Origin of the sequence: Paraburkholderia sp. UYCP14C, from assembly GCF_004197395.1 — a bacterium.
Classification (GTDB): Bacteria; Pseudomonadota; Gammaproteobacteria; order Burkholderiales; family Burkholderiaceae; genus Paraburkholderia.
This window is the reverse complement of record NZ_SELS01000015.1, coordinates 83654-110410: the sequence shown is the minus strand read 5'-3', so window position 1 is coordinate 110410 and position 26757 is coordinate 83654. Positions and strand designations below refer to the sequence as shown.

General features: G+C 63.8%; 33 protein-coding genes. 1 reads left to right on the top strand and 32 read right to left on the bottom strand.

Annotated features, from left to right (window positions below):
• Positions 1–13: 13 nt before the first annotated feature.
• The 6 genes from EVC45_RS16325 to EVC45_RS16300 all read right to left on the bottom strand — a co-directional run bounded on the left by EVC45_RS16325 (position 14) and on the right by EVC45_RS16300 (position 5035).
• Complete coding sequence (locus EVC45_RS16325; RefSeq protein ID WP_129958977.1) at positions 14–517, bottom strand: ClpXP protease specificity-enhancing factor; 504 nt, start codon at positions 515–517, stop codon at positions 14–16.
• 66 nt (positions 518–583) lie between these two features.
• Positions 584–1195 carry a glutathione S-transferase N-terminal domain-containing protein gene (locus EVC45_RS16320; protein WP_006052302.1) on the bottom strand — a complete coding sequence of 204 codons (612 nt, stop codon included), beginning with the start codon at positions 1193–1195 and terminating at the stop codon, positions 584–586.
• A 95-nt stretch (positions 1196–1290) separates the two neighbouring features.
• Positions 1291–2046, bottom strand: coding sequence for a cytochrome c1 (locus EVC45_RS16315; RefSeq protein ID WP_129958976.1), 756 nt, complete (start codon positions 2044–2046; stop codon positions 1291–1293).
• Between the two features lie 22 nt (positions 2047–2068).
• Entirely contained in the window at positions 2069–3448 is a 1380-nt protein-coding gene (locus EVC45_RS16310) for a cytochrome bc complex cytochrome b subunit (RefSeq protein WP_129958975.1), read from the bottom strand.
• Entirely contained in the window at positions 3448–4068 is a 621-nt protein-coding gene (gene petA / locus EVC45_RS16305) for a ubiquinol-cytochrome c reductase iron-sulfur subunit (protein WP_129959034.1), read from the bottom strand. The genes EVC45_RS16310 and petA overlap by 1 nt, the downstream gene beginning before the upstream one ends.
• A 220-nt stretch (positions 4069–4288) precedes the next feature.
• Positions 4289–5035, bottom strand: coding sequence for a Nif3-like dinuclear metal center hexameric protein (locus EVC45_RS16300; RefSeq protein WP_129958974.1), 747 nt, complete (start codon positions 5033–5035; stop codon positions 4289–4291).
• 19 nt (positions 5036–5054) lie between these two features.
• On the opposite strand from EVC45_RS16300, the gene EVC45_RS16295 reads away from it, so the two are divergent.
• Complete coding sequence (locus tag EVC45_RS16295; protein ID WP_129958973.1) at positions 5055–6275, top strand: Do family serine endopeptidase; 1221 nt, start codon at positions 5055–5057, stop codon at positions 6273–6275.
• A gap of 102 nt (positions 6276–6377) precedes the next feature.
• Here the strand turns inward: EVC45_RS16295 and tatC are convergent, their stop codons facing one another.
• The 26 genes from tatC to EVC45_RS16165 form a co-directional block, all read right to left on the bottom strand.
• The gene (gene tatC / locus EVC45_RS16290; protein WP_129958972.1) at positions 6378–7160 is read right to left on the bottom strand and encodes a twin-arginine translocase subunit TatC; all 783 of its coding nucleotides are present in this window, start codon (positions 7158–7160) and stop codon (positions 6378–6380) included.
• Positions 7161–7194: 34 nt separating this feature from the next.
• Positions 7195–7737 (bottom strand): Sec-independent protein translocase protein TatB, encoded by a 543-nt coding sequence (gene tatB / locus EVC45_RS16285; RefSeq protein WP_129958971.1) that lies wholly within the window; start codon positions 7735–7737, stop codon positions 7195–7197.
• 48 nt (positions 7738–7785) lie between these two features.
• Positions 7786–8028, bottom strand: a complete 243-nt coding sequence (gene tatA / locus EVC45_RS16280; protein WP_129958970.1) for a Sec-independent protein translocase subunit TatA — start codon at positions 8026–8028, stop codon at positions 7786–7788.
• Positions 8029–8302: 274 nt separating this feature from the next.
• On the bottom strand, positions 8303–8668 hold the full coding sequence (locus EVC45_RS16275) for a histidine triad nucleotide-binding protein (protein WP_129958969.1): 366 nt from the start codon (positions 8666–8668) through the stop codon (positions 8303–8305).
• A gap of 93 nt (positions 8669–8761) precedes the next feature.
• Positions 8762–9157, bottom strand: coding sequence for a hypothetical protein (locus EVC45_RS16270; protein WP_129958968.1), 396 nt, complete (start codon positions 9155–9157; stop codon positions 8762–8764).
• Positions 9158–9247: 90 nt separating this feature from the next.
• Positions 9248–9643: a phosphoribosyl-ATP diphosphatase gene (locus EVC45_RS16265; RefSeq protein WP_129958967.1), complete on the bottom strand. Its 396-nt coding sequence runs from the start codon at positions 9641–9643 to the stop codon at positions 9248–9250.
• On the bottom strand, positions 9640–10050 hold the full coding sequence (gene hisI / locus EVC45_RS16260) for a phosphoribosyl-AMP cyclohydrolase (protein ID WP_129958966.1): 411 nt from the start codon (positions 10048–10050) through the stop codon (positions 9640–9642). The genes EVC45_RS16265 and hisI overlap by 4 nt, the downstream gene beginning before the upstream one ends.
• 1 nt (position 10051) lies before the next feature.
• The gene (hisF, locus tag EVC45_RS16255; RefSeq protein WP_062128440.1) at positions 10052–10825 is read right to left on the bottom strand and encodes an imidazole glycerol phosphate synthase subunit HisF; all 774 of its coding nucleotides are present in this window, start codon (positions 10823–10825) and stop codon (positions 10052–10054) included.
• 245 nt (positions 10826–11070) lie between these two features.
• Positions 11071–11823: a 1-(5-phosphoribosyl)-5-[(5-phosphoribosylamino)methylideneamino]imidazole-4-carboxamide isomerase gene (gene hisA, locus EVC45_RS16250; protein ID WP_129958965.1), complete on the bottom strand. Its 753-nt coding sequence runs from the start codon at positions 11821–11823 to the stop codon at positions 11071–11073.
• Positions 11824–12001: 178 nt separating this feature from the next.
• Positions 12002–12643, bottom strand: a complete 642-nt coding sequence (gene hisH, locus EVC45_RS16245; protein WP_129958964.1) for an imidazole glycerol phosphate synthase subunit HisH — start codon at positions 12641–12643, stop codon at positions 12002–12004.
• 161 nt (positions 12644–12804) lie between these two features.
• Entirely contained in the window at positions 12805–13392 is a 588-nt protein-coding gene (gene hisB / locus EVC45_RS16240; protein ID WP_013090696.1) for an imidazoleglycerol-phosphate dehydratase HisB, read from the bottom strand.
• A gap of 89 nt (positions 13393–13481) precedes the next feature.
• Positions 13482–14552, bottom strand: a complete 1071-nt coding sequence (gene hisC / locus EVC45_RS16235; RefSeq protein WP_129958963.1) for a histidinol-phosphate transaminase — start codon at positions 14550–14552, stop codon at positions 13482–13484.
• Positions 14553–14787: 235 nt separating this feature from the next.
• Positions 14788–16119 (bottom strand): histidinol dehydrogenase, encoded by a 1332-nt coding sequence (gene hisD / locus EVC45_RS16230; protein WP_129958962.1) that lies wholly within the window; start codon positions 16117–16119, stop codon positions 14788–14790.
• Between the two features lie 58 nt (positions 16120–16177).
• Complete coding sequence (gene hisG / locus EVC45_RS16225; RefSeq protein ID WP_129958961.1) at positions 16178–16879, bottom strand: ATP phosphoribosyltransferase; 702 nt, start codon at positions 16877–16879, stop codon at positions 16178–16180.
• Positions 16876–18138, bottom strand: coding sequence for a UDP-N-acetylglucosamine 1-carboxyvinyltransferase (gene murA / locus EVC45_RS16220; protein ID WP_129958960.1), 1263 nt, complete (start codon positions 18136–18138; stop codon positions 16876–16878). The genes hisG and murA overlap by 4 nt, the downstream gene beginning before the upstream one ends.
• A 111-nt stretch (positions 18139–18249) precedes the next feature.
• Positions 18250–18489 (bottom strand): BolA family protein, encoded by a 240-nt coding sequence (locus EVC45_RS16215; RefSeq protein WP_008918725.1) that lies wholly within the window; start codon positions 18487–18489, stop codon positions 18250–18252.
• 15 nt (positions 18490–18504) lie between these two features.
• Positions 18505–19269 carry an ABC transporter permease gene (locus tag EVC45_RS16210; protein WP_129958959.1) on the bottom strand — a complete coding sequence of 255 codons (765 nt, stop codon included), beginning with the start codon at positions 19267–19269 and terminating at the stop codon, positions 18505–18507.
• Entirely contained in the window at positions 19266–20198 is a 933-nt protein-coding gene (locus tag EVC45_RS16205) for an ABC transporter ATP-binding protein (RefSeq protein ID WP_090802100.1), read from the bottom strand. The genes EVC45_RS16210 and EVC45_RS16205 overlap by 4 nt, the downstream gene beginning before the upstream one ends.
• Positions 20199–20387: 189 nt before the next feature.
• Positions 20388–20708, bottom strand: coding sequence for a lipid asymmetry maintenance protein MlaB (locus EVC45_RS16200; RefSeq protein ID WP_129958958.1), 321 nt, complete (start codon positions 20706–20708; stop codon positions 20388–20390).
• Positions 20705–21337: a phospholipid-binding protein MlaC gene (locus EVC45_RS16195; protein ID WP_129958957.1), complete on the bottom strand. Its 633-nt coding sequence runs from the start codon at positions 21335–21337 to the stop codon at positions 20705–20707. Before EVC45_RS16195 ends, EVC45_RS16200 begins: the two co-directional genes overlap by 4 nt.
• A 113-nt stretch (positions 21338–21450) precedes the next feature.
• On the bottom strand, positions 21451–22455 hold the full coding sequence (locus tag EVC45_RS16190; protein ID WP_129958956.1) for a VacJ family lipoprotein: 1005 nt from the start codon (positions 22453–22455) through the stop codon (positions 21451–21453).
• Between the two features lie 20 nt (positions 22456–22475).
• Complete coding sequence (gene mlaD, locus EVC45_RS16185; RefSeq protein WP_035470668.1) at positions 22476–23006, bottom strand: outer membrane lipid asymmetry maintenance protein MlaD; 531 nt, start codon at positions 23004–23006, stop codon at positions 22476–22478.
• A gap of 91 nt (positions 23007–23097) precedes the next feature.
• Positions 23098–23865: a lipid asymmetry maintenance ABC transporter permease subunit MlaE gene (gene mlaE, locus EVC45_RS16180; protein ID WP_129958955.1), complete on the bottom strand. Its 768-nt coding sequence runs from the start codon at positions 23863–23865 to the stop codon at positions 23098–23100.
• Positions 23862–24683 (bottom strand): ABC transporter ATP-binding protein, encoded by an 822-nt coding sequence (locus EVC45_RS16175; RefSeq protein ID WP_129958954.1) that lies wholly within the window; start codon positions 24681–24683, stop codon positions 23862–23864. Before EVC45_RS16175 ends, mlaE begins: the two co-directional genes overlap by 4 nt.
• A gap of 94 nt (positions 24684–24777) precedes the next feature.
• A complete protein-coding gene (gene thiE / locus EVC45_RS16170) occupies positions 24778–25881 on the bottom strand; it encodes a thiamine phosphate synthase (protein WP_129958953.1) in 1104 nt (367 codons plus the stop codon).
• Positions 25878–26693 carry a thiazole synthase gene (locus EVC45_RS16165; protein WP_129958952.1) on the bottom strand — a complete coding sequence of 272 codons (816 nt, stop codon included), beginning with the start codon at positions 26691–26693 and terminating at the stop codon, positions 25878–25880. The genes thiE and EVC45_RS16165 overlap by 4 nt, the downstream gene beginning before the upstream one ends.
• Positions 26694–26757 lie beyond the last annotated feature (64 nt).

The window sequence follows — 26757 nt, the reverse complement described above, 5'->3', positions numbered from 1 at the left end:
CCGTGATTCTACTTCATTTCACGATCTTAAGGCGAGCCCTTCCGCCGCCTTTCGAGCCATCGTCGTCGGGCTGCGGTTTGTCGTCGGCGTCAGCCTCGGTGGACAGGGCCGGGTCGGCCGGCGCGGTCTCGACAGCGTGCGGGGCCGTAGGCGTGTCGGTTTCGTCCGCGGCATCCGCGCCCGAATCCTGCGCCTCACCGCCCGCCGATTCGACCGGGAACGCCATGCCCTGGCCGTTTTCGCGCGCGTAGATCGCGAGAATATTGGCGACCGGCACTTCGATCTTGTGCGACTTGCCGGAAAACCGCGCGTTGAACTCGATCCACTCGTTGCCCATCTGCAGCTGGCTGGTCGCCTCGAAGCTGATGTTCAACACGATCTCGTTGTCGCGCACGAACTGACGCGGCACGCGCGTCTGATTGTCGACGCGGACCGCGATGTGCGGTGTGTAGCCGTTATCCGTGCACCACTCGTAGAGCGCGCGCAGCAGATAAGGCTTCGTGGAAATCTCTTGCATCAACAGTCCTCTTGCGGGCGCGGGCGCGCATCAAAACGATGCGGCGCCCGCGCGCCAAAGCCAAACTCAACGACGCATCACCTTTTCCGACGGCGTCAGCGCTTCGATATAGGCCGGGCGGCTGAAAATGCGCTCGGCGTACTTCATCAGCGGCGCGGCGTTCTTCGACAGCTCGATACCGTAATGGTCGAGGCGCCACAAGAGCGGTGCGATCGCGACGTCGAGCATCGAGAACTCTTCGCCAAGCATGTACTTGTTCTTCAGGAAGATCGGCGCGAGCTGCGTCAGGCGATCGCGGATCGCGAGGCGCGCCTTCTCGTGATTCTTCTCAGCAGCCTTGCCCTTCTCGTTTTCGAGCGTGCCGACGTGGACGAACAGCTCTTTCTCGAAGTTGAGCAGGAACAGGCGGGCCCGCGCGCGCTGCACCGGATCGGCCGGCATCAGCTGCGGGTGCGGGAAGCGCTCGTCGATGTACTCGTTGATGATGTTCGATTCGTACAGAATCAGGTCCCGTTCGACGAGAATCGGCACCTGACCATACGGATTCATCACGGCGATGTCTTCCGGCTTGTTGAACAGGTCGACGTCGCGGATCTCGAAGTCCATGCCCTTTTCGAACAACACCAGCCGGCAACGCTGGGAGAACGGGCAAGTAGTGCCGGAATACAGAACCATCATGTTTACGTTTCCTCAAAAAGCTGAAGGGCCAGCACGCGGAAAAACCGTTCAGCAGGTCTTTCCTGGCGCCGGCCCCACGCCGTGTAGCGGCGTGATTATTTGATATGTTTCCAGTACGCGGCGTTCAGTCGCCAGGCGAAAAAGCTCAGGATACCGAGGAACAACAGCACCCACACGCCAAGTTGCTTGCGGGTTTGCTGCGTCGGTTCGGACATCCATGACAGGTACGACACGAGGTCGGCCACAGCAGAATCATAATCTACCGGCGACACCGTCCCCGGAGTCAGTTGCTGGAAGCCGAGGAATTTGTGTACCGTTTCGCCGGTTTTTTCGTCGGTTTCATCCCCGAATTTCGCCGCCCGCTGCCCCTGAAGCTGCCACAGCACGTGAGGCATGCTCACGTTTTCGTACACCAGATTGTTCCAGCCGGTCGGCCGCGTATCGTCGCGGTAAAAACTGCGCAGATACGTGTACAGCCAGTCCGTGCCGCGCGCCCGCGCCTCCACCGACAGATCCGGCGGCGTCGCGCCGAACCACGCTTTCGCGTCATCCGGGCGCATCGCCACGGTCATCGTGTTGCCGACCTTGTCGGTGGTGAACAGCAGGTTCGCCTGAATTTCGGTCGGCGTGATGCCGAGATCGGTCAGGCGGTTGTAGCGCATCAGGTTCGCGCTGTGGCAATTCAGGCAGTAGTTTACAAACAATTGCGCGCCGCGCTGCAAAGAAGCGAAATTGTTCGTGTTGTCCGGCGCGCGGTCGAGCGGGAAATTCTCGTCCGCGTGGACCGGGGCGGCTAACAGCGCAAGCACGGTTGCGCCGACCAGCGCGCACATCGAAAGCAGTTTTTTCATCTTCTGTTCTCCTGGCTCGCGATTAGTGAGGCTTGAACCGCACCCGTTCCGGCGGTTGCTTGAACTTGCCAAGCCGCGTCCAGAAGGGCATGCCGAGGAAAAACGCGAAGTAGATCAGCGCGCAGATCTGGGCGATCAGCGTCGAGGCCGGTGATGGCGGTCGAGTGCCGAGGAAGCCGAGGGTCAGGAACGCGATCACGAAGATCCCGAAAAATACCTTGTGGAGGAACGGCCGGTAGCGGATCGACCTGACGGGCGAGCGGTCCAGCCACGGCAGGAAGAACAGCGAAATCACCGCGGTGCCCATCACCACGACGCCCCAGAACTTCGATTCGGTGAACGCCATCGCGACGATCACCAGCACCGCGAGCACCGGCAAACCGAGCTTCCACTTGCCGCGGGCCCGCACCAGCGCGAGCAACCCAAGCAGCGCGATGACGATCATCAGCACGATCTTGAATGGATCGGTAGTGGCGCGCAGCATCGCATAAAAAGCGGTGAAGTACCAGACCGGCGCAATTTCAGGCGGCGTCTGCAGCGGGTTCGCGGGAACGAAGTTGTTCGCTTCGAGGAAGTACCCGCCCATTTCCGGCGCGAAGAAGATGATCGCCGCGAAGATCAGCAGGAAGATCGCCACGCCCATGAAGTCGTGCACCGAGTAGTACGGGTGGAACGGAATGCCGTCGAGCGGCACGCCATCCGGACCTTTCTTCGCCTTGATCTCGATGCCGTCCGGGTTGTTCGAGCCGACTTCGTGCAGCGCGACCAGGTGCGCGATCACGAGACCGACCAGCACCAGCGGAATCGCGATCACGTGAAACGCGAAGAAGCGGTTCAGCGTGACGTCGGAGACCACGTAGTCGCCGCGAATCCACAGCGACAGATCCGGCCCGATGAACGGGATCGCCGAGAACAGGTTCACGATCACCTGTGCGCCCCAGAACGACATCTGGCCCCACGGCAGCAGGTAGCCGAAAAACGCCTCGGCCATCAGGCACAGGAAGATCAGGCAGCCGAAAATCCACACGAGTTCGCGCGGCTTACGGTACGAGCCGTACATGAGCCCGCGGAACATGTGCAGATACACGACGACGAAGAACATCGACGCGCCTGTGGAGTGCATGTAGCGGATCAGCCAACCCCACGGCACCTCGCGCATGATGTACTCGACCGACGAGAACGCGAGCGTCGCGTCGGGCTTGTAGTTCATCGTCAGGAAAATGCCGGTGACGATCTGGTTGACCAGCACCAGCAACGCAAGCGAACCGAAGAAGTACCAGAAGTTGAAGTTCTTCGGCGCGTAGTACTCGGAAACGTGTTTCTTCCACGTGGCCGTCATCGGGAAGCGCTGGTCGATCCAACCAGCCAGCCCAGTCGTCTCTACTTCGTGTTCGCTCGCCATTACGCTTCTCCTTTTTCGTCCTTCCCGATCACAAGGGCCGTCGCCGAGGTGAACATGAAGCGCGGGATGTCGAGGTTCTGCGGAGCGGGTTTGTTCTTGAAGACGCGGCCGGCCATGTCGTAGGTCGAGCCGTGACACGGGCACAGGAAGCCGCCTGGCCAGTCGTCGGGGAGGTTGGCCTGCGGGCCTTCCTGGAAGCGCGGCGTCGGCGTGCAGCCCAGATGCGTGCAAACGGCGACGGCAACCAGCAGATGCTTGTTCTCGGCGCGTGAACGGAATTCGTTGTTGCAGTAGTCCGGCAGCGGCATCGAGAACGGATTCAGCGAGTGGGGATCCGCGACCTGGTTATCGGCTTTTTGAACATCGGCGAGCATGCGGTCCGTGCGGTTGATGATCCACACCGGCTTGCCACGCCAGGCGACCGTCATCATGTCGCCGGGCTTCAGACTACTGATATCGACTTCGACCGGGGCACCTGCTGCCTTGGCCTTTTCGGATGGTGCAAACGAACTAACAAAGGGTACGACAACGGCTACTCCTCCTATGCCGCCTGCTACGGTCGTCGCTACCAGCCAGTTACGGCGGCTGCCATCGACGCGTTCCTCTTCTTTGTCTCGCATCACACGCCCCACTTCTGAGTTGGATTTTTCCTTCACGTCGCTTCTACCGCCGCTAGTTTGCTCGAATGGAGTCGCCATTTACAAGGGCCGATTGCCAAAAACCGTGCGAAGCCCTTGATAACTCAGGGTTTGTCCGTACCGATTGCAAACTTTTTCGCACCTCCTTTTAAGTGCCTTCTGCGGTATTCATGCCCTTTCTTTTGGTAATGCAATTCGCAATTCAAACCGGATTGGGGATATCGATAAAGAGGTGTTCGATATCGAACGATTCGGACAGATGCTTGCCCACCGCCTGCACGCCGAAGCGTTCGGTCGCGTGGTGGCCGGCAGCCAGAAACGCGACGCCGCTTTCCGCCGCCGTATGCATCACCGACTCCGATACCTCGCCGGTCACGTAGACGTCGACGCCCGCGTCGATCGCCGCGTCGAACATGCCTTGCGCGGCGCCCGTGCACCAGCCGATGCGGCGCAGCTCCATATCCGGATCGCCGAATACGAGCGGCGTGTGGCCCAGCGTCTGCTCGATTTCCGCGGTCAGGTGCGACAGCGTGATCGGCATCGGCAACGTGGCGAGCCAGCCGAGATCGTTGTCGCCGAAACGCGCGTCGCTGATCCAGCCCATCTTCTCGCCGATCTGCGCGTTGTTGCCGAACTCGGGGTGATCGTCGAGCGGCAGATGGTAGGCGAACAGGTTCAGGTCGTTGGCGAGCAGCAGCTTCAAACGCGCATGTTTGCGGCCGGTGATCTGCGGTGCCTCGTTGCGCCAGAAGTAGCCGTGATGGACCAGCACGGCGTCCGCGCCCCAGTCGAGCGCGGCCTCCAGAAAGGCCACCGACGCGGTCACGCCGGTCGCGAGTTTGTTGATCCGGCGGCGTCCTTCGACCTGCAAACCGTTCGGGCAATAGTCCTTGAAGCGCGCGGTTTCAAGGAGATTGTTCAAGTACAATTCAAGTTCTATCCGATCCATATAGACCTCTAGTCTTCAGATGCTTAGACGCTTCTGGCTGTTATTTGCCCAAGCGGTGACGGTGCTGTTGGCGCTGATGTTCATCATTGCGACCCTCAAACCGCAGTGGCTGCAGCGTCAAGGGCAATTCGGCAGACAACTCGCCGAACCGATCGTCGCGCTGCGGGAAGTGGCGCCGGGCATCAGCCATGGCCATGCCGAAACGTCATACGCCGACGCCGCGCAAAAGGCCATGCCCGCGGTCGTCAACGTGTTCTCCAGCAAGGATGGCTCACTGCCTCCCGACCCGCGCGCCAAAGATCCGCTGTTCCGTTACTTCTTCGGCGACAGGAACAATCGCAAGCAGCAGGAGCAGCCTGCCTCGAATCTCGGCTCAGGCGTGATAGTGAGTTCGGAAGGTTACATTCTAACGAACCAGCATGTCGTCGACGGCGCCGATCAGATCGAAGTCGCGCTTGCCGACGGCCGCACCGCCAGCGCAAAGGTCATCGGCATCGACCCCGAAACCGATCTGGCCGTGCTCAAGGTCAACATGACCAATCTGCCCACCATCACGCTCGGCCGGATGGACCAGATTCGCGTCGGCGACGTCGTGCTCGCGATCGGCAATCCGTTCGGCGTCGGACAAACCGTGACGATGGGCATCGTCAGCGCGCTGGGCCGCAACCATCTCGGCATCAATACGTTCGAAAACTTCATCCAGACCGACGCGCCGATCAATCCCGGTAACTCGGGCGGTGCGCTCGTCGACGTGAACGGCAATCTGCTCGGCATCAACACCGCGATCTACTCCCGCTCGGGCGGCTCGCTCGGCATCGGTTTTGCGATTCCGGTGTCGACCGCGCGCAGCGTGCTCGAGAGCATCATCACGACCGGCACGGTCACGCGCGGCTGGATCGGCGTCGAACCGCAGGACGTGACGCCGGAAATCGCGGAGTCGTTCGGGCTCGATCAGAAGTCAGGCGCAATCGTCGCGGGCGTGCTGAAGAGCGGTCCGGCCGACCGCGCGGGCATCAAGCCCGGCGACATCCTGACGAGCGTGAACGGCCAGGAGATCACCGATACCACACGCCTGTTGAACGTGATCGCGCAGATCAAGCCGGGCACGGCGGCGAAAGTGCATCTGGTGCGCAAGGGTCATCAGATCGATCTCGACGTGATGATCGGCAAACGCCCGCCGCCGCCGAAACAGGCGCAAGACGAAAACGGCGGCGATCAGCCGGATGACGAAGGCGGTTGAGGCCAAGGCGGCGACGCCACGCAGCACGCCACGCAACGAAAAAAGGGCAGTCCGCGATGGACTGCCCTTTTCATTTGATCGACGACATCGACTCGCGACACCTCAACTCGACGGCGGACTCGCATCCTCGACGACCACCGGTTGCTTGCCGACGATCAACCGCGCCGCGACGATGCCTGCTTCGTACAGCAGAATCAGCGGAACCGCGAGGATCAGCTGCGAAAACACGTCCGGCGGCGTCACGACAGCCGACACCACGAACGCGCCGACGATCACATACGGCCGGATCTCCTTCAGCTTCTTCAGCGTCACCACGTTCATCCGCACCAGCAGCACGACGATGATCGGCACCTCGAACGTGACGCCGAACGCGATGAACATCGTCAGCACGAAGCTCAGGTAATTGTCGATATCGGTTGTCATCTCCGCGCCGAGCGGCGCGTTGTAGTGCGCCATCACGCGGAAGATGGTCGGAAACACGACGAAGTACGCGAACGCCATGCCGCACAGGAACAGCGTGTAGCTGCTCGCGACGAGCGGCGCGACCAGCTTCTTCTCGTGCTGATAGAGCCCCGGCGCGACGAACGCCCAGATCTGGTACAGCACGACCGGCAGCGCGATCACGAAGGCGACCAGCATCGTCACCTTCATCGGCACGAAGAACGAGCCGGTGACGTCGGTGACGATCATCTTGCCGTCCTTCGGCAGATTCATCATCAGCGGACGCGCGAGCAGTCTGAAGATGTCCGGCGCCCAGTACACGAGCCCGATGAACACGACGATGACGGCAAGCCCCGCACGGATGATGCGGTCACGCAGTTCGACGAGGTGGGAAATGAAGGTCTCTTCAGCGCCTTCGTTCTGGGATTGCTGGGGGTCGCTCACACCGGCCCTCGGTTAGAGATTGTCGATCTGAACATCAGAAAAACCGCGTCGGACGACGCAGGTTGACAGGTGTGTGCCGCGCAACGCGCGCGGCGCCCGACTGCACACGCGTGCGGCGCAGGTTCGCTCGCTTGTACCACGTGGGCATGGCGCTCTGCTGGACGCGCCAGTTCTTGCGTTTGGGCGTGGTGGCCGGCGTCGTGATCGGCCAGGAGGTGGCGCCGGTGTTGCCGCTGGCCCCGCCGGCGGCGTCTTCGAGCGCCCCGCCGGCGATGCTCGGCGACACCGACGTACCGCCATTCCATGCTTCGTTCAGTTCATTCTCGTGCTTGCGCAGATTGTCCTGAACCGCCGTTTCCACATTGCTCGCGGCCTTCTCGAACTCGGTCTTCATGCGCCGCAATTCGTCGAGCTCGATTTCGCGCGTGACTTCGGCCTTCACGTCGTTGATGTACCGCTGGGCACGGCCGAACAGCGCGCCGGCCGTGCGGGCGACACGCGGCAGGCGCTCAGGCCCGAGGACGACCAGCGCGACGACGCCGATCAGCGCCATCTTGGTTAGACCGAGGTCCAGCATGAAGTGGAATGTCCGTCAGAAACGCGGGAACGGCTCGAGGGCCGCGGCTTAGCGGTAGTCGCCCGATTGCGGCGACTTTTCTTTCGCTTCGACGTCCACTGCGCCGTTGCGCGGCAGCTCGCGCTGCTGTTGCGCGTCGGCCGACGGCGAATCGGCTTCCTTCATGCCTTCCTTGAAGCCCTTCACCGCGCCGCCCAGATCGGTGCCGATGTTGCGCAACTTCTTCGTGCCGAACACGAGTGCGACGATCAACAGAACGATCAACCAATGCCAAATACTCAACGAACCCATGACTACTCTCCTTAACCCCGACGCCGCATCTCGATGCGGCAATTTTGCATAACCTGAAGCGCGTGCGCTTCGTCTCCATATCTCTCTACGTTACCGCAGCTCGCCCCGCCTCGCTTGCGTCGCGACCGTCGTCTGCACGGCTGCCATTGTGGACAGACGATCGCGTCGACGTTATTACACAGCGGTAAAAAACAACGGCGGAGCTATTGTCCTCGACCAAAACTCGCGGCGGTGTGCACGAGCCACGCAGCGCGCATGACACGCGAACCCGCGCTCAACCCATGCGTTGCCAGGGGCGCGGTCCCGCGAGAATGTGCGCGTGCAGGTGATACACCTCCTGACCGCCGCCCGGACCGGTATTGATTACCGTCCGAAAGCCCGTTTGTCCGCCGCTGTACGCGACTCCCAATTGCTCGGCCAGGCGCGCGGCAAGGACAAGCATTCTACCAAGCAGAGGCGCGTCGCTTTCGGTGCAGTTCGACAGCGTTGCAATGTGCTTGCGGGGAATCACCAGCACATGCGTTTCGGCCGCCGGACGGATGTCACGGAAGGCGACGAACTCGTCGTCTTCGTGGACCCTGGTCGACGGGATTTCGCCAGCGGCGATCTTGCAGAAAAGACAGTTCGGATCGTGACTCATCGTATTCCTGACGCGGTATGACTTAGGCGAGCGAATCCGCATGCGCCGAAGTTCGACCCGAAAGCCGGCCCGCCCATCCGGACCGGCTGGCGTTCAGACCCAACTGGCCGGATTCGCGAACGGCTTGTTATCGTACAGATACAGCCAGCCTTTGATAATACGGTACAACATCCATATGCTGACGGCCCACAGCACCGGAATGCCGATCACGACGAGCAACAGCAACGCGCCGATCGCGTACCCGACGAGGCCCAGCCAGAACGTGCGGATCTGCCATTCGAAGTGCGCTTCGTACGGCGTGCCGGCCACGTCCGCCCGCTTGATGTAGTTGATGATGATCGCGACCAGAATGGTGAGCCCGCCGGTCAGCCAGTGAACCGCATACAGCGCGTACAGCACGTGCGTGAGCGTGCGCAGGCTGCGCTCGCGTTCAGGCTCCATCGCGTGGCGGTAGACCGGCGGCGGATAGCTTCCTTGCGGCTGTTCCATGCTTGCGTCCTCCCGAAGGTGAGGTTACCGCTATTTAGGTGCCGACGCGCGCGACTTCAAGCGGAAACGCCGGGTTTCCGCTCCAGCTGCTCAGTCGCCGTTTTCCTCGCGCTCGCGGCTCTTGCGCAGCGCCTTTTCCTCGATGCCCGACAGGCCTTCGCGACGCTCGAGTTCGGCGATCACTTCAGCGGGGCTCAGATCGAAATGGGACAGCATCACGAGGCAGTGGAACCACAGGTCCGCGACCTCGCCGACCAGCGCCTTCGGCGCGCCGCCCTGGCGCACGTCCTTGGCGGCCAGCACGACTTCGGTGGCTTCTTCGCCGATCTTCTTCAGGACCGCGTCGTCGCCCTTGTGGAACAGGCGCGATACGTACGAGAGGTCCGGATCGCCGCCCTTGCGGCTATCGATCACCGCCGCGAGGCGCAACAGCGTATCGAGCGTGGAAGCCTCGATGGACGACGGGTTTTGCGTGGATTGCGTCATTTGTAGATGTGTTCGGGGTCTTTCAGCACGGGATCGACGGCCTGCCAGTCGCCGTCGTCCACCGAGCCTTCGAATTTCTGGAAAAAGCACGAGTGGCGGCCGGTGTGGCAGGCGATGCCCGACACCTGCTCGACTTTCAGCAGCACGACGTCTTCGTCGCAATCGAGTCGCATTTCATGCACGTGCTGCACGTGGCCCGATTCCTCGCCCTTGAACCACAGGCGCTGGCGCGAGCGCGAGAAATACACCGCGCGGCCGGTCTCGACGGTCTTCGCCAAGGCCTCGCGGTTCATCCACGCGAACATCAGCACGTCGTTCGTCGACGCTTCCTGCGCGATCACCGGCACGAGGCCGTTCGCGTCCCATTTGACCTTGTCTAGCCAGTTCACTGCCGAGGGATTCGTCACGTCACAACCTCACCGAAATACCCTGATCGGCCATGAAGCGCTTGGCTTCGCCGACCGTGTGTTCGCCATAGTGGAAGATGCTCGCGGCGAGCACCGCGTCGGCGTGACCGCTCTTGATACCGTCGGCGAGATGCTGCAGATTGCCGACGCCGCCCGAGGCGATCACCGACACCGGCACCGCGTCCGACACTGCGCGCGTCAGCGCGAGATCGAAGCCGCTCTTGGTGCCGTCGCGATCCATGCTGGTGAGCAGGATTTCGCCGGCGCCGAGCTCGGCCATCTTGCGCGCCCATTCGACCGCATCGAGGCCGGTGGCTTTGCGGCCGCCGTGCGTGAACACCTCCCAGCGCGGCGTCTCGCCGTCGGCCGACACGCGCTTCGCGTCGATCGCGACGACGATGCATTGCGAGCCGTATTTGTCGGTCGCATCCTTCACGAGCTGCGGATTGGCGACCGCCGACGAGTTCATGCTGATCTTGTCGGCGCCCGCGTTCAGCAGGCGCCGCACGTCTTCGACCGCGCGCACGCCGCCGCCGACCGTCAGCGGAATGAACACCTGCGAGGCGACCGCCTCGATGATCGGCAGGATCAGGTCGCGCTGATCCGAGGTCGCGGTGATGTCGAGGAACGTCAGTTCGTCGGCGCCCTGATCGTCGTAGCGGCGCGCGATTTCGACCGGGTCGCCCGCGTCGCGCAGTTCGACGAAGTTGACGCCCTTGACCACGCGGCCCGCGGTGACGTCGAGACAGGGGATGATGCGTTTAGCTAGAGCCATGATCGTGCAATTCTGCCAATGCCGCTGATGAGGCCGCTCGCTTGCAGGCAAGCGGCACGGTGCCGGCGCGAGCGGTTGCATCGCGCCGCGAGTGGTGTACTGGCCGCAAGCTGACGAGGTTCCGGTTGCGTGATCGTGCGACGCGCGCTACCGGCCAGCCTCGGTCGAGCGAATGTCGCAAGCCGAGGTGAGCGCCACGCCGGCGCGCAACGCATCCTCCCAGCAAGCGCAGCCGATGCCGCGCCTTAAGCGTCGTCCGCTTCGCGCAGCTTGTCCGCGAGCGTCTGCGCGGCCGCGAAGTCGAGGTCGCCCGAATAGATCGCGCGACCGCAGATCACGCCTTCGATGCCCTCGCCTTCGACTTCGCACAGCGATTCGATGTCCGCGAGGTTCGACAGTCCGCCGCTCGCGATCACCGGAATCTTGACCGCGCGCGCGAGGCGCACCGTCGCTTCGATGTTGATACCCTGCAGCATGCCGTCGCGGCCGATGTCGGTGTAGATGATCGACTCGCAGCCGTAGTCCTCGAACTTGCGCGCGAGGTCGGCCACTTCATGACCGGTCAGCTTGCTCCAGCCGTCGGTCGCGACCTTGCCGTCTTTCGCGTCGAGACCGACGATGATGTGGCCGCCGAACGCGGTGCACGCGTCCTGCAGGAAACCGGGGTTCTTCACCGCCGCCGTGCCGATGATCACGTACGACAAACCGTCGTCCAGATAGCGCTCGATCGTGTTCAGGTCGCGAATGCCACCGCCGAGCTGAACCGGGATTTCACCGCCCACTTCATCGAGGATCGCCCGGATCGCGTCGCCGTTCCTCGGCTTGCCGGCGAACGCGCCATTCAGATCGACGAGATGCAGACGACGCGCGCCGCGGTCGACCCAATGTCGGGCCATTGCCGCCGGTTCCTCGGAGAAAATCGTCGCCTGGTCCATATCGCCTTGTTTGAGGCGTACACACTGACCGTCTTTCAGGTCGATGGCGGGAATCAGCAGCATAGCAATCGGGTGTTATCTGGGAGTGGATTGAAGGTCGGCGGCAGCGGCTGGCGAGTGAGCCCGCCGCAATACCGTCTCGCTAGTTTAGTACAACTCGTTCGGCGCTCCAGTGGAGCGCCGGTCGGATGCGGGACCGCGGCACCGCGCGACGCACGCGCGGCAACGGGATGAAAGGCGTTCACGGGTTCCAGTGCACGAAGTTGCGGTAAACGCGCAAACCCGCCTCGGCACTCTTTTCAGGGTGGAACTGGGTGGCGAAGATGTTATCCCGCGCTACCGCCGAGGTAAAGGGCACGCCGTAGACCGTCTCGCCCGCCGTATGCGCCGGGTTGTCCGGCACCACGTAGTAGCTATGCACGAAGTAGAAGAATGCGTTGTCGGCGACGCCATCCCACAGCGGATGCGGCTGCGCCTGACGCACGCGGTTCCAGCCCATCTGCGGGACCTTGAAGCGCGAGCCGTCGTCCTGCACCTGGCCTTCGAGCTCGAAGCGCACCACCTTGCCGGGCAACAGACCAAGACCTGGCGTGTCGCCCTCGGCGCTCCAGTCGAACAGCATCTGCTCGCCGACGCACACGCCCATCAGCGGCTTGCTGCGCGACGCCTCGACGACCGCTTCCTGCAATCCGGACGCGCCAAGACTGCGCATGCAGTCGGGCATCGCACCCTGGCCCGGCAGCACCACGCGGTCGGCCGCGCGGATCGCTTCCGGACGATCGACGATCGCCACGTCCGCTTCCGGAGCCGCTTTGCGCAGTGCCTGGGCAACCGAGCGCAGGTTGCCCATTCCGTAATCCACAATCGCTATCGAAGTTTTCATTTCAAGTTTGGCCGCTCTGCCCTCGATCCATCGATGTCGCCGCGCGGCGTCGAACGACGTGCCGGCAAATGCGGTGCTGCCCGATGAATCGCTTGAAGGTGAGTGGCCTGAAGACGTTGGAGGCGGTGAAACCCGTATTAAAGCCTGCTATGGCCGTTAGGTCAGAGGCTGCCCTTGGTCGACGGAATCTGTCCGGCCGCGCGCTCATCGAGCTCGACGGCCATGCGCAGCGCGCGCCCGAACGCCTTGAACACCGTTTCGAGCTGGTGGTGAGCGTTGATGCCGCGCAGGTTGTCGATGTGCAGCGTCACGCCGGCATGGTTCACGAAGCCGCGGAAGAATTCGATCGACAGGTCGACGTCGAACGTGCCGATGCGCGCGCGCGTGAACGGCACGTGGAATTCGAGGCCCGGACGGCCGGAAAAATCGATCACGACGCGCGACAGCGCTTCGTCGAGCGGCACGTACGAATGACCGTAGCGGCGGATGCCCTTGCGATCGCCGATCGCCTTCGCGACGGCCTGGCCGAGCGTGATGCCGGTGTCTTCGACCGTGTGGTGATCGTCGATGTGCAGGTCGCCATGCGCTTCGATCTCGAGGTCGAACAGCCCGTGGCGGGCGATCTGGTCGAGCATGTGGTCCAGGAACGGCACACCGGTGGCCAGTTTCTGCTGGCCGGTGCCGTCCAGGTTGATCTTCACACGGATCTGCGTTTCGCTGGTGTTGCGAACGACTTCCGCAAGGCGCATGGCAATTCCTCGAATCTGGCTTAAAAGCGCTAGTAATGTGGGGTGGGCAAACTGGCTGGCTGCGCAGGGCAGCCGTTCAATGCGGCGGGTTACCGCAACACGAGTTTAAGGCCGGCGAGCAACTGGGCGTTCTCGTTCGGCGAACCGACGGTCAAACGCACGCAATTGGCGAGCAATGGATGCATTTTACTCACGTTTTTGATCAGAATCCGCGCCGTTAGCAGGGTTTCGAACATCACCGACGCATCGGGCACCCGCACCAGCAGGAAATTGCCCGCGCTAGCGAACACTTCGGCGCCCGGCAGCGCGGCCACCGCCTGCGCGAGTTTCTCGCGTTCGTCGCGTAATTGCGCGGCTTGCGCGTCGAGCACGCCGATATGGTCGAGCAGGAAATCGGCGGCGGCCTGGGTCAACACGTTGGTGTTGTACGGCGGACGCACCTTGTCGAACTCGGTCAGCCACGCGGGCTTGCCGACCAGGTAACCGAGGCGGATGCCGGCGAGGCCCAGCTTCGACACCGTGCGCATCACGACGACGTTGTCGAACTGGTCGGCGCGCGGCAGCCAGCTCTTCTGCGCGAACGGCTGATACGCCTCGTCGATCACGACGAGGCTCTTGCCCGCCGCGGCGATGATGCGCTCGATTTCGGCGTCATCGAACAGCGTGCCGGTTGGGTTGTTCGGATACGCGAGATAGATGATCGCCGGTTCATGCTCGGCGATCGCCGCGAGCATCGCGTCGGTGTCGAGCGTGAAGTCGGCTTTGAGCGGCACGCCGACGAATTCGAGATGCGCCAGCTTCGCCGACATCTGATACATGACGAAGCCCGGCACCGGCGCGAGCACCTTCGCGCCCGGCTTCGCGCACGCGACCGACATGATGCTGATGATTTCATCCGAGCCATTGCCGAGCAGCACGTCGCACCCCGCCGGCACGCCCATCACGTGACGGATGCGCTCGATCAACTGCTCGGGGCGCGGCGCCGGATAACGGTTCAGCGCGACGCCGGCGAGACGTTCGCCAAGATGCGCGGCGAGTTCCGGCGGCAGCGGAAACGGGTTTTCCATCGCGTCGAGCTTGATGAAGCCGGTGGCGTCCGGAACCGGATAGCTCGTCATTGCGAGCACGTCGCTGCGGATGATGTCTTGAGGTGTCGTCATAGCTTCGGGGCACAGCCGTGCGAAAAACGCCGGATCGGCGTCGTCGGCGCAGGGCGCTCGGGTTGGTCTCTGTGGTCGTTATTGAACGGGCCGGGTGGGCTCGATCCGTCGCTCGCGCGGGTGGCAGCAGGAAAATATGGAGGTTGATGCGGCGGGTTCCGCCCTCGCCGCTTCTCCTGCTCCCGCTCATGCCCGCTTGAGTTCCGCCGCGCGCCCGCGTGATCGGCAGTCTGCCTCAGCCGCGTTCGTTGTTCTGCCGCATCCGGTATTCGGCGCTGCGTGCATGCGCTTGCAGACCTTCGCCATATGCGAGTTCAGCAGCGATCTCGCCGAGCGTCTGCGCACCTTCCGCGCTGACCTCGATCAGGCTCGAACGCTTGAAGAAATCATAGACGCCGAGCGGCGACGAAAACCGTGCGGTACGCGACGTCGGCAGCACGTGGTTCGGGCCCGCGCAGTAGTCGCCGAGGCTTTCGCTCGTGTAGCGGCCGAGGAAGATCGCGCCCGCATGACGGATCTGCTGCGCCCACTGATGCGGCTCCAGCGCCGAAATTTCGAGGTGCTCCGGCGCGATGTCGTTGGCGATCGCGCAGGCTTCCGCCATGTCGCGCACCTTGATCAGCGCACCGCGGTTTTCGAGCGACGTACGAATCACGTCCTGGCGCGGCATCGTGGGCAGCAGTTCGTCGATCGCTTCCTGCACGCGCGCGATGAACGCGTCGTCCGGGCACAGCAGGATCGACTGCGCGAGCTCGTCGTGCTCGGCCTGCGAGAACAGGTCCATCGCGACCCAGCGCGGATCGGTCGTGCCATCGCACAGCACGAGGATTTCCGACGGCCCGGCGATCATGTCGATGCCGACCGTGCCGAACACGCGACGCTTCGCCGACGCGACGTACGCATTGCCGGGGCCGCAGATCTTGTCGACCGCGGGCACGGTCTGCGTGCCGTACGCGAGCGCGCCCACCGCTTGCGCGCCGCCGATCGTGAACACGCGATCGACACCGCCCAGCAGAGCCGCCGCGAGCACGAGCGGATTCTTCACACCGTCCGGCGTCGGCACGACCATCACGATTTCACGTACGCCGGCCACCCGCGCCGGGATCGCATTCATCAGCACTGACGACGGATACGCGGCCTTGCCGCCCGGCACGTAGATCCCTGCGCGATCGAGCGGCGTGACCTTCTGACCGAGCACCGTGCCGTCGGCTTCGGTGTATTGCCAGCTATGGCTGCCGCACTCGATCTTCTGCTTCTCGTGATAGCCGCGCACGCGCGCCGCCGCCGCTTCGAGCGAAGCGCGCCGCTTCGGCTCGAGACTTTCGAGCGCCGCTTCGAGCTCCGACATCGGCAGCTCGAGCGCGGCCACGCTTTTCGCATCGATGCGATCGAAGCGCTTCGTGTACTCGAGCACCGCCTCGTCGCCGCGTACCTTCACGTCGTTCAGAATCTGCGCGACCGCGCGCTCGATGGCTTCGTCTTCGCTCGCCTCGAACGCGAGCACCGCATGCAGCGACTTGTGAAAGTCGCGAGCGGTGGAATCGAGTTTGCGAATCTTGGTAGACATACAGGTATCCGTTTCGGTAAGGCGCGCTATCAGAGCGACGTCACATCGCCATCGTCAGTCAGGCCGCCGGGGCACCGGCTGGCGACGACGCGTTGGCGAACGCGTCGAGAATCGGCCGCAACGCGGCGCGTTTGAGCTTCAGCGCTGCCTGGTTCACGACGAGGCGCGACGAAATCTGCATGATCTCCTCCACCTCGACAAGATTGTTCGCACGCAGCGTATTGCCCGAGCTCACCAGGTCGACGATCGCATCGGCCAGGCCGACCAGCGGTGCGAGTTCCATCGACCCGTACAGCTTGATCAGATCGACGTGAACGCCCTTGGCGGCGAAATGCTCACGTGCCGTTTCAACATACTTGGTCGCGACCCGCAGACGCGCACCCTGGCGCACCGCGTTCGCATAATCGAAACCCGCCGCGACCGCGACCGACATCCGGCAACGCGCGATGTCCAGATCCACCGGCTGATACAGGCCGCTACCGCCATGCTCGAGCAGCACGTCCTTGCCGGCCACGCCGAAGTCGGCCGCGCCGTACTCGACATAGGTCGGCACGTCGGTCGCCCGCACGATGATCACGCGCAGGTTCGGGTCGGTGGTCGGCAGGATCAGCTTGCGCGACGTTTCAGGGTCTTCCGCGACTTCGATGCCGGCCGCCGCGAGCAGCGGCAGCGTTTCCTCGAAGATACGCCCTTTCGACAACGCGAGCGTGAGCGGCGCGCTCACCGCCGGCGACGACGACGTTTGCGGCATCGAACTCATGCCTCGCTCCCGGAAACGCGGCGCACCTTCGCGCCGATCGCGTTGAGCTTCGCTTCCATGCGGTCATAGCCGCGATCGAGGTGATAGATGCGGTCGATCAGCGTCTCGCCTTCGGCGCGCAGCGCGGCGATCACGAGACTCGCGGACGCGCGCAGATCGGTGGCCATCACCTTGGCGCCGGACAGTTTCTCGACGCCCGAGACGAGCGCGGTGTTGCCGTCGATCGTGATGCTCGCGCCGAGACGGTTCAGCTCCTGCACGTGCATGAAGCGGTTTTCGAAGATCGTCTCGACGACCTGCGACGTACCGTCCGCGATCGTGTTGAGCGCCATGAACTGTGCCTGCATGTCGGTCGGGAACGCCGGGTATTCGGAGGTGCGGAACGTGACCGCGCTCGGGCGCTTGTCCATGCGCACGCGCATCCAGTCGGCGCCTTCCTCGACCGTGACGCCCGCTTCGCGCAGCTTTTCGGTGACGGCTTCGAGCAGCAGCGGACGCATCTTGCGCAGCGTGACGTCGCCGCCGGCCGCCGCGACCGCGCACAGGAAGGTGCCCGCTTCGATGCGGTCAGGAATCACCGTGTGCTTCGCGCCGTGCAGCTTGTCGACGCCATGGATCACGAGGCGATCGGTGCCGATGCCGTCGATCTGCGCGCCCATCGCGACGAGCAGATGCGCGAGGTCGACCACTTCGGGTTCGCGCGCGGCGTTCTCGATGACCGTCTCGCCTTCGGCGAGCACCGCCGCCATCAGCAGGTTCTCGGTGCCGGTCACGGTGATCATGTCGGTGACGATGCGCGCGCCCTTCAGACGCTTCGCGCGCGCTTCGATGAAGCCGTGCTCGATCGTGATCTCGGCGCCCATCGCCTGCAGACCCTTGATGTGCTGGTCGACCGGACGCGCGCCGATCGCGCAGCCGCCCGGCAGCGACACGCGCGCATGACCGAAGCGCGCGACCAGCGGACCGAGCACGAGAATCGATGCGCGCATGGTCTTCACCATCTCGTACGGCGCGACGAGGTTGTCGACCTTCGACGCGTCGAGCGCGACGCGCCCTTCGCCTGCCTCGATACGCACGCCCATCTGACCGAGCAGCTTGAGCATCGTGCGCACGTCCTGCAGATCCGGCACGTTCTCCAGATGCACCGGATCGGCGCTCAGCAGACCTGCGCACAGGATCGGCAATGCCGCGTTCTTCGCACCCGAGACGACAACTTCACCGGAGAGCGGGTAGCCACCTTCAATGATGAGTTTATCCATGCCTGTCGGTTCCTGATCGGCCCGGTTCGCGCCCGGACCTGCTTTGTCTGTGTTCGGCGCGCCGCTAGCGGTGTCGCGCCCTTCCTGAGTAATTCGCACTAAATTTCCAGATTACGCGTTCTGCCATTCGGCGGGCGTCAGCGTCTTCATGCTGAGCGCGTGGATTTCTTCGCGCATGCGGTCGCCGAGCGCCGCATACACGAGTTGGTGACGCTGGATCAGGCGCTTGCCTTCGAAGTTCGGCGAGACGATCGTCGCAAAGAAATGCTGACCGTCGCCTTCGACTTCGAGATGCTCGCACGCGAGTCCAGCCGCTATGTACTGTTTGACCTGTTCGGGAGTCGGCAACATCAGAGAAGCTCCTCGTCAGTGGCGCAGCTTGTAGCCGGTGGCGAGCATGCGCATCGCCACGGCGGCCAGCACCACGAAGAAACCGGCGACGATCGCGAGGCTCACGAGCGGGTCGATATCCGACACGCCGAAAAAGCCATAGCGAAAGCCGTCGATCATGTAGAAAAACGGATTGACCCGCGATACTTCGCGCCACACGGGCGGCAGCGTATGCGTCGAGTAGAACACGCCCGACAGGAACGTGAGCGGCATGATCAGGAAGTTCTGGAACGCGGCGAGCTGGTCGAATTTCTCGGCCCAGATGCCGGCGATCAGACCGAGCGTGCCGAGGATCGCCGCACCGAACATCGCGAACAAGATGATGTAGAGCGGCGCGGTGAAGGCGAGCGGCACGAACCAGATCGTCACGATGAACACGCCGAAGCCGACACACAGCCCGCGCGCCACGGCCGCGAGCACGTAGGCCGCGAACATCTCGTAGTGCGACAGCGGCGGCAGCAGCACGAACACGAGGTTGCCGGTGATCTTCGATTGAATCAGCGACGAAGAGCTATTCGCGAACGCGTTCTGCAGCACGCTCATCATCACGAGGCCCGGAATCAGGAAGCTCGTGTATTCGACGCCCGGATAGACCTGCACGTGGCCGCGCAGCGCGTGGCCGAAGATGGTCAGGTAAAGCAGCGCGGTGATGACCGGCGCGAGCACGGTCTGGAACGACACCTTCCAGAAACGCAGCAGTTCTTTATAAAACAGCGTGCTGAAACCACTGTAGCCGCTCATGCGAGCCCCTCGATCACTTCCGGACCGTTCATCACCTGAACGAATACGTCTTCGAGGTCGGCCTTGCGGACCTCGATTTCTTCGAATGTACAACCGGCCGCGCGGCATTGCGCGAGGATGCGCTCGACGTCGTCGTAGCTCGTCAGACGCAGCAGATGCTGGCGGCCGTTACCGTTGCCCGCGCCGCTTTCCGCTTCGAGTGGCCGGAGCTCGGCGGGCAGTACGCCCTGCGCGAAGCGCACGAACAGCTGCATGCCGGCGAAGCGCTGCAGCAGCGTGCTGGTGCGATCGAGCGCAACCACCTCGCCACGGCGCAGCATCGCGATGCGGTCGCACAGCGATTCCGCTTCTTCCAGGTAGTGCGTGGTCAGCACGATCGTGTGGCCTTCGCGATTCAGGCGCGAGATGAACTTCCACAGCGTCTGGCGCAATTCGACGTCGACGCCCGCGGTCGGCTCGTCGAGCACGATCACCGGCGGACGGTGCACGAGCGCCTGCGCGACCAGCACGCGGCGTTTCATGCCACCCGACAGCGCGCGCATATTGGCATCGGCTTTTTCGGTGAGATCGAGATTGGCCATGATCTCGTCGATCCACGCGTCGTTGTTGCGCAGCCCGTAGTAGCCGGACTGGATGCGCAAGGTTTCGCGAACCGTGAAGAACGGATCGAACACGAGTTCTTGCGGCACCACGCCGAGCGCGCGGCGCGCGTTGCGGAAATCGTCGACGACGTCGTGACCGCGCACCGCGATGCTGCCCTCGTCGGCGCGCGCGAGACCCGCGAGTATGCTGATGAGCGTCGTCTTGCCCGCGCCGTTCGGACCGAGCAGTCCGAAGAACTCGCCTTCTTCGACCGTGAGGCTGACGCCCTTGAGCGCCTGCAAGTCCTTGTAGCGCTTCTTGACGTTACGAATTTCTATGGCTGACATGACTATGGGCCGCGTGCGTCGCGGCGCCTGAAGTAGCCCCGATGGAGCCTGGGGACGAGCAAATGCTGGAAGAAACGGAACTTGGGCCATTAGGGGGCCAGTTCAACGCCCCAAAAAAACGTTTGATTATAGGGCAAAAACTGACACCCCCGGCCTGGCCGGAAGGGGGGAGACGACGCTAGAGCAGCGTCAATGTCGCGCTGACGCAACCATGCTGGGGTCGCCGGGAGTGAGAAGCGTATCGACGCCGTAGGCCTGCGCGAGGCTGGCGAGACCAGCCGGCAGATTGATGATTTCAAAGCTGGCACCGCGCGTCGCGGCGGCCCGCACCCACGCGAGCAGCACGGCGAGCGCCGACGAATCGAACTGCGTGAGCGGCGCGCAATCGACGCCGCCCGCGCCCGCCGCGATACGTTGCAGACCCGCGGCGAGCGCAGCCTTCGCGCTCGCGTGGGTCAGTGTCGCACCGCTGTCGAAGCGGCTCGCGACCGTTTTCCGCGCGTCGTTCACGACTGCTTGCCCGCGGCGAGTTGCTGATTGCGCTGCGTGAGGAACTGGATCAGTCCGTCCACGCCCTTCTGCTGGATCTGCTCGTTGAACTGCTGCTGATATGCCTGAATCAGCCACGCGCCAAGCACGTTGATGTCATATACGCGCCAGCCTTGCGGCGTCTTGTACAGGCGGTAGTCGAGTTCGATCGGCTGGCCGTTGTTCATCACGACCGAGCGCACCACCGTGTCGGTATCGTCCGCGTTCATGCGGAACGGCTTGTACTGGATCTGCTGGTCGCGCACCTGCGCGAGCGCGCCCGAGTACGTGCGGATCAGCAGCGTCTTGAACTGCTCGACCACCTGGTTCTGCTGCTCGGGCGTCGCGGTGCGCCAGTTGCGGCCCATCGCGAGCTGCGTGGTGCGGCGGAAATCGGTGTACGGCAGGATCTTTTCGTTGACGAGCGCCGTGATGCGCGTGATGTCGCCCTGCTGGATCGACTTGTCGCCGCGAATCGAGTCCATCACCTGCTGGGTGACGGTCTTGATCAGCGCGTCGGGTGTGTTGGTGTCGACGGTTTGCGCCGATGCGCCGACGCTGACGAATGAAAGCAACGCGGCAAACAAAGGAATCAGGAAGAATTTTTTCATATCGAGCTTTGCCTCAAAAATAGTGCAACAGTGTGACCGACCTTATCACGCGAGTTTGACGGCAATCCATGCGCAAACTGCGAGAGTCGTATCGATCTGTTACGGCTGCACGTTCAATGCAATCGGAAGGACGGAAAGTTGAAGCGCGAGGGCGGCACCAACTGACCGGCCGGGATCTGCGTTTCGGGGCCACCGTTCAGGTCGAGCGGAGGTGTTCCGGTGCCCGACGCGGCCTCCGGTGCCGACGCACCCTGCGGCGTGGCCACGGCCGCGCCGGATGCGGGTGTCGCCTTGGCCGCAGTACCCTGCGTACCCGCGGCCGCACCCGCAGCACCGCCCGTCTCGCCTTCGTCGTACTTCGGCAGCGGCGCTTCCTCGTCGTAGCTCGGCAGTTCCTGCGGACGCCGGCGATTATCCGACAGCAGATACTGACGGCGCTGCAGATACGCATTGCGCACGAACGAGTATTTGTCGAGCGCCGCGCCTTCCAGCAAGTTGCTCGCGCCGAGCAGGTTCGCGCGCGTACTGACGATGTTCAGGCCCCACAGGCCCCAGCTCAGGCCCGGCGGATCGATGTAGCTGATCGGGTTCACGTAGTAGTTGCCGAGCGAGCCGAACGCGTCGCGCACCGTGCTCGGCCCGAACAGCGGCAGCACGAGGTAAGGGCCCGACGGCACGCCGTAGTGGCCGAGCGTCAGACCGAGGTCGTTGTCGTGCTTGGGCAGCTTCGCGAGCGTTGCGACGTCGAACAGGCCGCCGACGCCGAACAACGTGTTGATCACGATCCGCATGATGTCGGACACGCCGTCCGCGATACGCAACTGCAGCAGATTGTTCGCCGCGATATAGATGTCGCCGATGTTCGAGAAGAAGTTCGTGACGCTGTCGCGTACCGGCTGCGGCGTGACGAACACGTAGCCCTGCGCGACCGGCTTGATCGCGTACTGGTCGATCTTGTCGTTGACGGTGAAGATCGTGCGGTTCAGCCCTTCGAACGGGTCGCCCTTGGTCGGCGTCTGCACGGTCGTGCAACCGGCGAGCAGCGCAGCCGCCACGGCAATCTTGCCGAACTGTAGGACGCGTGCACCGCTACGCGAGGTCTGCAGTGTCGTCTGCATCGTTGTTCTCCTTGTTGGCCTCATTGGCCGGCAGCGCCGGAGGCCGGCGCGCCCGGCGCCGGCGCGGGGGCCGATGCAGCAGGCTTCGCCGCGCCGGAATCCGCGGCCTTGCTATACAGGAACTGCCCGATCAGATTTTCCAGCACGATCGCCGATTGCGTCATCGAAATGGTATCGCCCGCCTTCAGCATTTCCGAGTCGCCGCCCGGCTCGAGCCCGATGTACTGCTCGCCGAGCAGACCCGAGGTCAGAATCTTCGCCGAGGTGTCCCGCGGAAACTGGTACTGCTTGTCGATATCGATCGTGACGAGCGCCTGGTAGGCGTTGCTATCGAAGCCGATCGACGCGACCCGGCCGACCGTCACGCCCGCGCTCTTCACCGGCGCGCGAGGCTTCAGTCCGCCGATGTTGTCGAACTTTAGCTTGACCGGGTAGGTTGCCTGGAACGACAACGAGCTCATGTTGCCGGCCTTCAGCGCCAGAAACAGCAACGCCACGAAACCCAGCACCACGAACAGGCCGACCCAGAAGTCGAGAACATTCTTTTTCATCGTCATCCCAAAGTGAATCCGCCGCGCCGCCGCCATTTGCCGCCGTGCAAAGCGCATCATGCGCCGCCGGTAGCCGGCACGCTGCGCGGTCTTAGCTGAACATCAGTGCGGTCAGCAGGAAATCGAGCCCGAGTACCGCCAGCGACGCGTACACGACCGTGCGGGTCGTCGCGCGCGACACGCCTTCCGGCGTGGGCTTCGCCTCGTAGCCCTGAAACAGCGCGACGAAGGTCACCGCGACGCCGAACACCACGCTCTTGACGACCCCGGCGCCGACGTCTTTCCACACGTCGACGCCGCCTTGCATCTGCGACCAGAACGCGCCGGCATCGACGCCGATCAGCAGCACGCCCACCACGTAACCGCCCAGCACGCCGACCGCGCTGAAGATCGCGGCGAGGATCGGCATCGAAATAATGCCCGCCCACAGGCGCGGCGCGATCACGACCTTGACCGGATCGACGGCCATCATTTCCATCGCGGTGAGCTGCTCGCCCGCCTTCATCAGGCCGATTTCGGCGGTCAACGACGTGCCCGCGCGCCCGGCGAACAGCAGCGCGGTCACGACCGGCCCCAACTCGCGCACGAGCGACAGCGCGACCAGCAACCCGAGCGCCTGCTCGGAGCCGTAACGATTCAGCGTGTAATAGCCCTGCAATCCGAGCACGAAGCCGACGAACAGCCCCGACACCGCGATGATCACGAGCGAATAATTACCGACGAAGTGGATCTGCTTCGTGACAAGACGCGGGCGGCGCAGCAGCGGGAAAAATTCGAGCAAAAGGCGCAGGAAGAAGCGCGTCGCGTAGCCGGCGGTACCGAGCCCGGTGATGACCGAGCGACCGAGCGTACTGATCATGACTGGTCTCCGCCGATGCCGAAGTCCGCGGCGAGCGGGGCTTTCGTCGGATAGTGGAATCTGAACGGGCCGTCCGGCGCGCCGTCGATGAACTGCCGCACGGTCGGATCGGTCGACGCGCGCAGTTCGTTCGGCGTGCCTTCGGCGAGCACGCCGCCGTTGGCGAGAAAATACACGTAGTCGGCGATCGCGAACGATTCCGGCACGTCGTGGGTGACCAGAATCGACGTCGCGCCGAGCGCCTGGTTCAGCGTGCGGATCAGGTTCGCGGTGATGCCGAGCGAGATCGGGTCGAGGCCGGCGAACGGCTCGTCGTACATCATCAGTTCGGGGTCGAGCGCGATTGCGCGCGCCAGCGCCACGCGCCGCGCCATGCCGCCCGAAATCTCCGACGGCAGCAGATCGCGCGCACCGCGCAGGCCGACCGCGTTGAGCTTCATCAGCACGAGGTCGCGCAGCAGTTCTTCGGGGAGATCGGTGTGCTCGCGCAGCGAGAAAGCGACGTTTTCGAACACCGACATGTCGGTGAACAGCGCGCCGAACTGGAACAGCATGCCCATCTTGCGGCGCAGCGCGTAAAGACCTTCGCGCGTCTGTGCGCCGATGTCCTGGCCATGGAACAGCACCTGGCCGCGCTGCGCGCGCACGAGGCCACCGATCAGCCGCAGCACCGTGGTCTTGCCGCAACCCGAGCCGCCCATGACCGCGACGACCTGACCGCGACGAAAGCGCAGATTCAGATTCGACAGGACGAGCCGGTCGCCGTAACCGAAGTCGACGTCGCGCAACTCGAGTAAGGTCTCGGGGGAGGAAGGCACCAAACTGACAATCCTTTTACAGGGAAGGCCGAATTATAGGGCCATCATGCAAAAGCTGCCGTGAGGTGCCCCGTCCCTTTACTATGCCTGACGATTATCGCGTAAACCCGTGTTGCAGCGCAGAAACGGCGGCGGCCGGATCGGCCGCTTCGGTCACCGCGCGCACCACGGCCGCGCAGCCGACGCCGGTTGCGAGCACGTCGGGCAGCACCTGCAGATCGATCCCGCCGATCGCGACGAGCGGCACTACGCCGTCGAGCAGCCGCACGTAGCGTGCGAGGCGCCGCAAGCCCTGCGGAGCGGTCGGCATGACCTTTGTAGTGGTCGGGAACACCGCCCCCAACGCAATGTAACTCGGACGGAAATGCAGCGCCCTCAGCATTTCGTAGAAGCCGTGAGTCGACAGCCCCAGGCGGATGCCCGCGTCCGCCAGCGCCGACAGATCGGCGGTATGCACGTCTTCCTGGCCGAGGTGTACGCCGTACGCGCCCGCCTCGAGCGCCGCCTGCCAGTGATCGTTGATGAACACCTGCGCGTCGTGCGCGCGGCCGGCCGCCACGCAGCGGGCGATTTCACGCTTCAGCTCGTCAGCGGGTTCGGCCGATTTGCGGCGCAACTGCACCGTCTTCACGCCGAAGCCGACCACCCGTTCGACCCAGTCCGCGGTCGGCAGCACCGGGTACAGGCCGAGCTTGTCCGGGCAGCGCGGGAACGCCCTGGCGGGTGCCGGCGGCAGGCCGGTAAGGCGCGGAAAGCGGCCGAGGTCGGCCGGGAACGCGTCGTCGGCGCGGGTCTCGTCGCCGTCGCGCCATGCGAGCGCGAGCACCAGCGCGTCGTGCGGATCGAAACCGCAGTCGAGGAACGCGGCCAGCGCGGGGATCCAGTCTTCCGCCAGATGGCCTTCGAGACCGTACTTCTCACCGCCCAGATGCAGTGTCGCGCGATTTTCCGCGGCGACGATCACGCCCGCGCCCCGCGTCAGCCAGCGCGCGATCTGCTCGCCGTGTTGCTGTGCGTCGGCGATCACGATCAGGTCGCCACCGTTCGGTTCGTCCGGCGCGGTCAGGCAGATACGCCACGGCGCGTGCGTCGGCGGCCAGTCGCCGAGCCGCGTGCGGATACGCTCGGCGGCTTCGATGAGTTCGTCGGCCGTCGGCCAGAACAGATCGCGATCTTTCAGTGTCAACGACTGAGTCATGCAGCACCTCCATCCTGATGCCAGAACGGCATGCCGACCACCGGCGTGCTCGCGTGCGCACTCTCGCGCTCGGCCATCGGGCCCGCCAGATACGCTTGCCGGCCCGCCTCGACGCCCAGCGCGAACGCGCGCGCCATCGCGTCGGGATGGGTCGCCTGCGACACCGCCGTGTTCAGCAGCACGCCGTCGAAGCCCCACTCCATCACCTGGGCCGCATGCGACGGCACGCCGAGCCCGGCATCGACGATCAGCGGCACGTCCGGCAGCCGCTCGCGCAACACGCGCAGCCCGTACGGATTGATCACGCCCTTGCCGGTGCCGATCGGCGCGCCCCACGGCATCAGCGCCTCGCAGCCGGCATCGAGCAGACGACGGCCGATCACCAGATCTTCGGTGCAGTACGGCAGCACCTTGAAGCCATCCTTGACGAGCCGCGCGGCGGCCTCGATCAGGCCGACCGGGTCGGGCTGCAGCGTGTAGTCGTCGCCGATCAGTTCGAGCTTGATCCACTCAGTCTCGAAGATTTCACGCGCCATGTGCGCGGTCGTCACCGCTTCACCGACGCTCAGGCAACCGGCGGTGTTCGGCAATAGCGGCACGCCGTGGCGCTTGAGCAGATCGAAGAAGCCGGCTTCGGCGTTGCCCTCGTTCATCTGCCGGCGCAGCGCGACGGTCACCATGCCGGGTCGCGCGGCGTCGATCGAATCGGACAGCGATTGCAGCGACGGATAGCGCGACGTGCCGAGCAGCACGCGGCTTGCGAAAGTTTGACCGTATAGCGTCAGAGCGTCGGCGGTCTCGTGAGAAGTCATTTGCATCATCCTGGTTTGCCGCCGCGGCCTGGCACCGACGGTGTTGCGGCAATGGGTTTTCGGC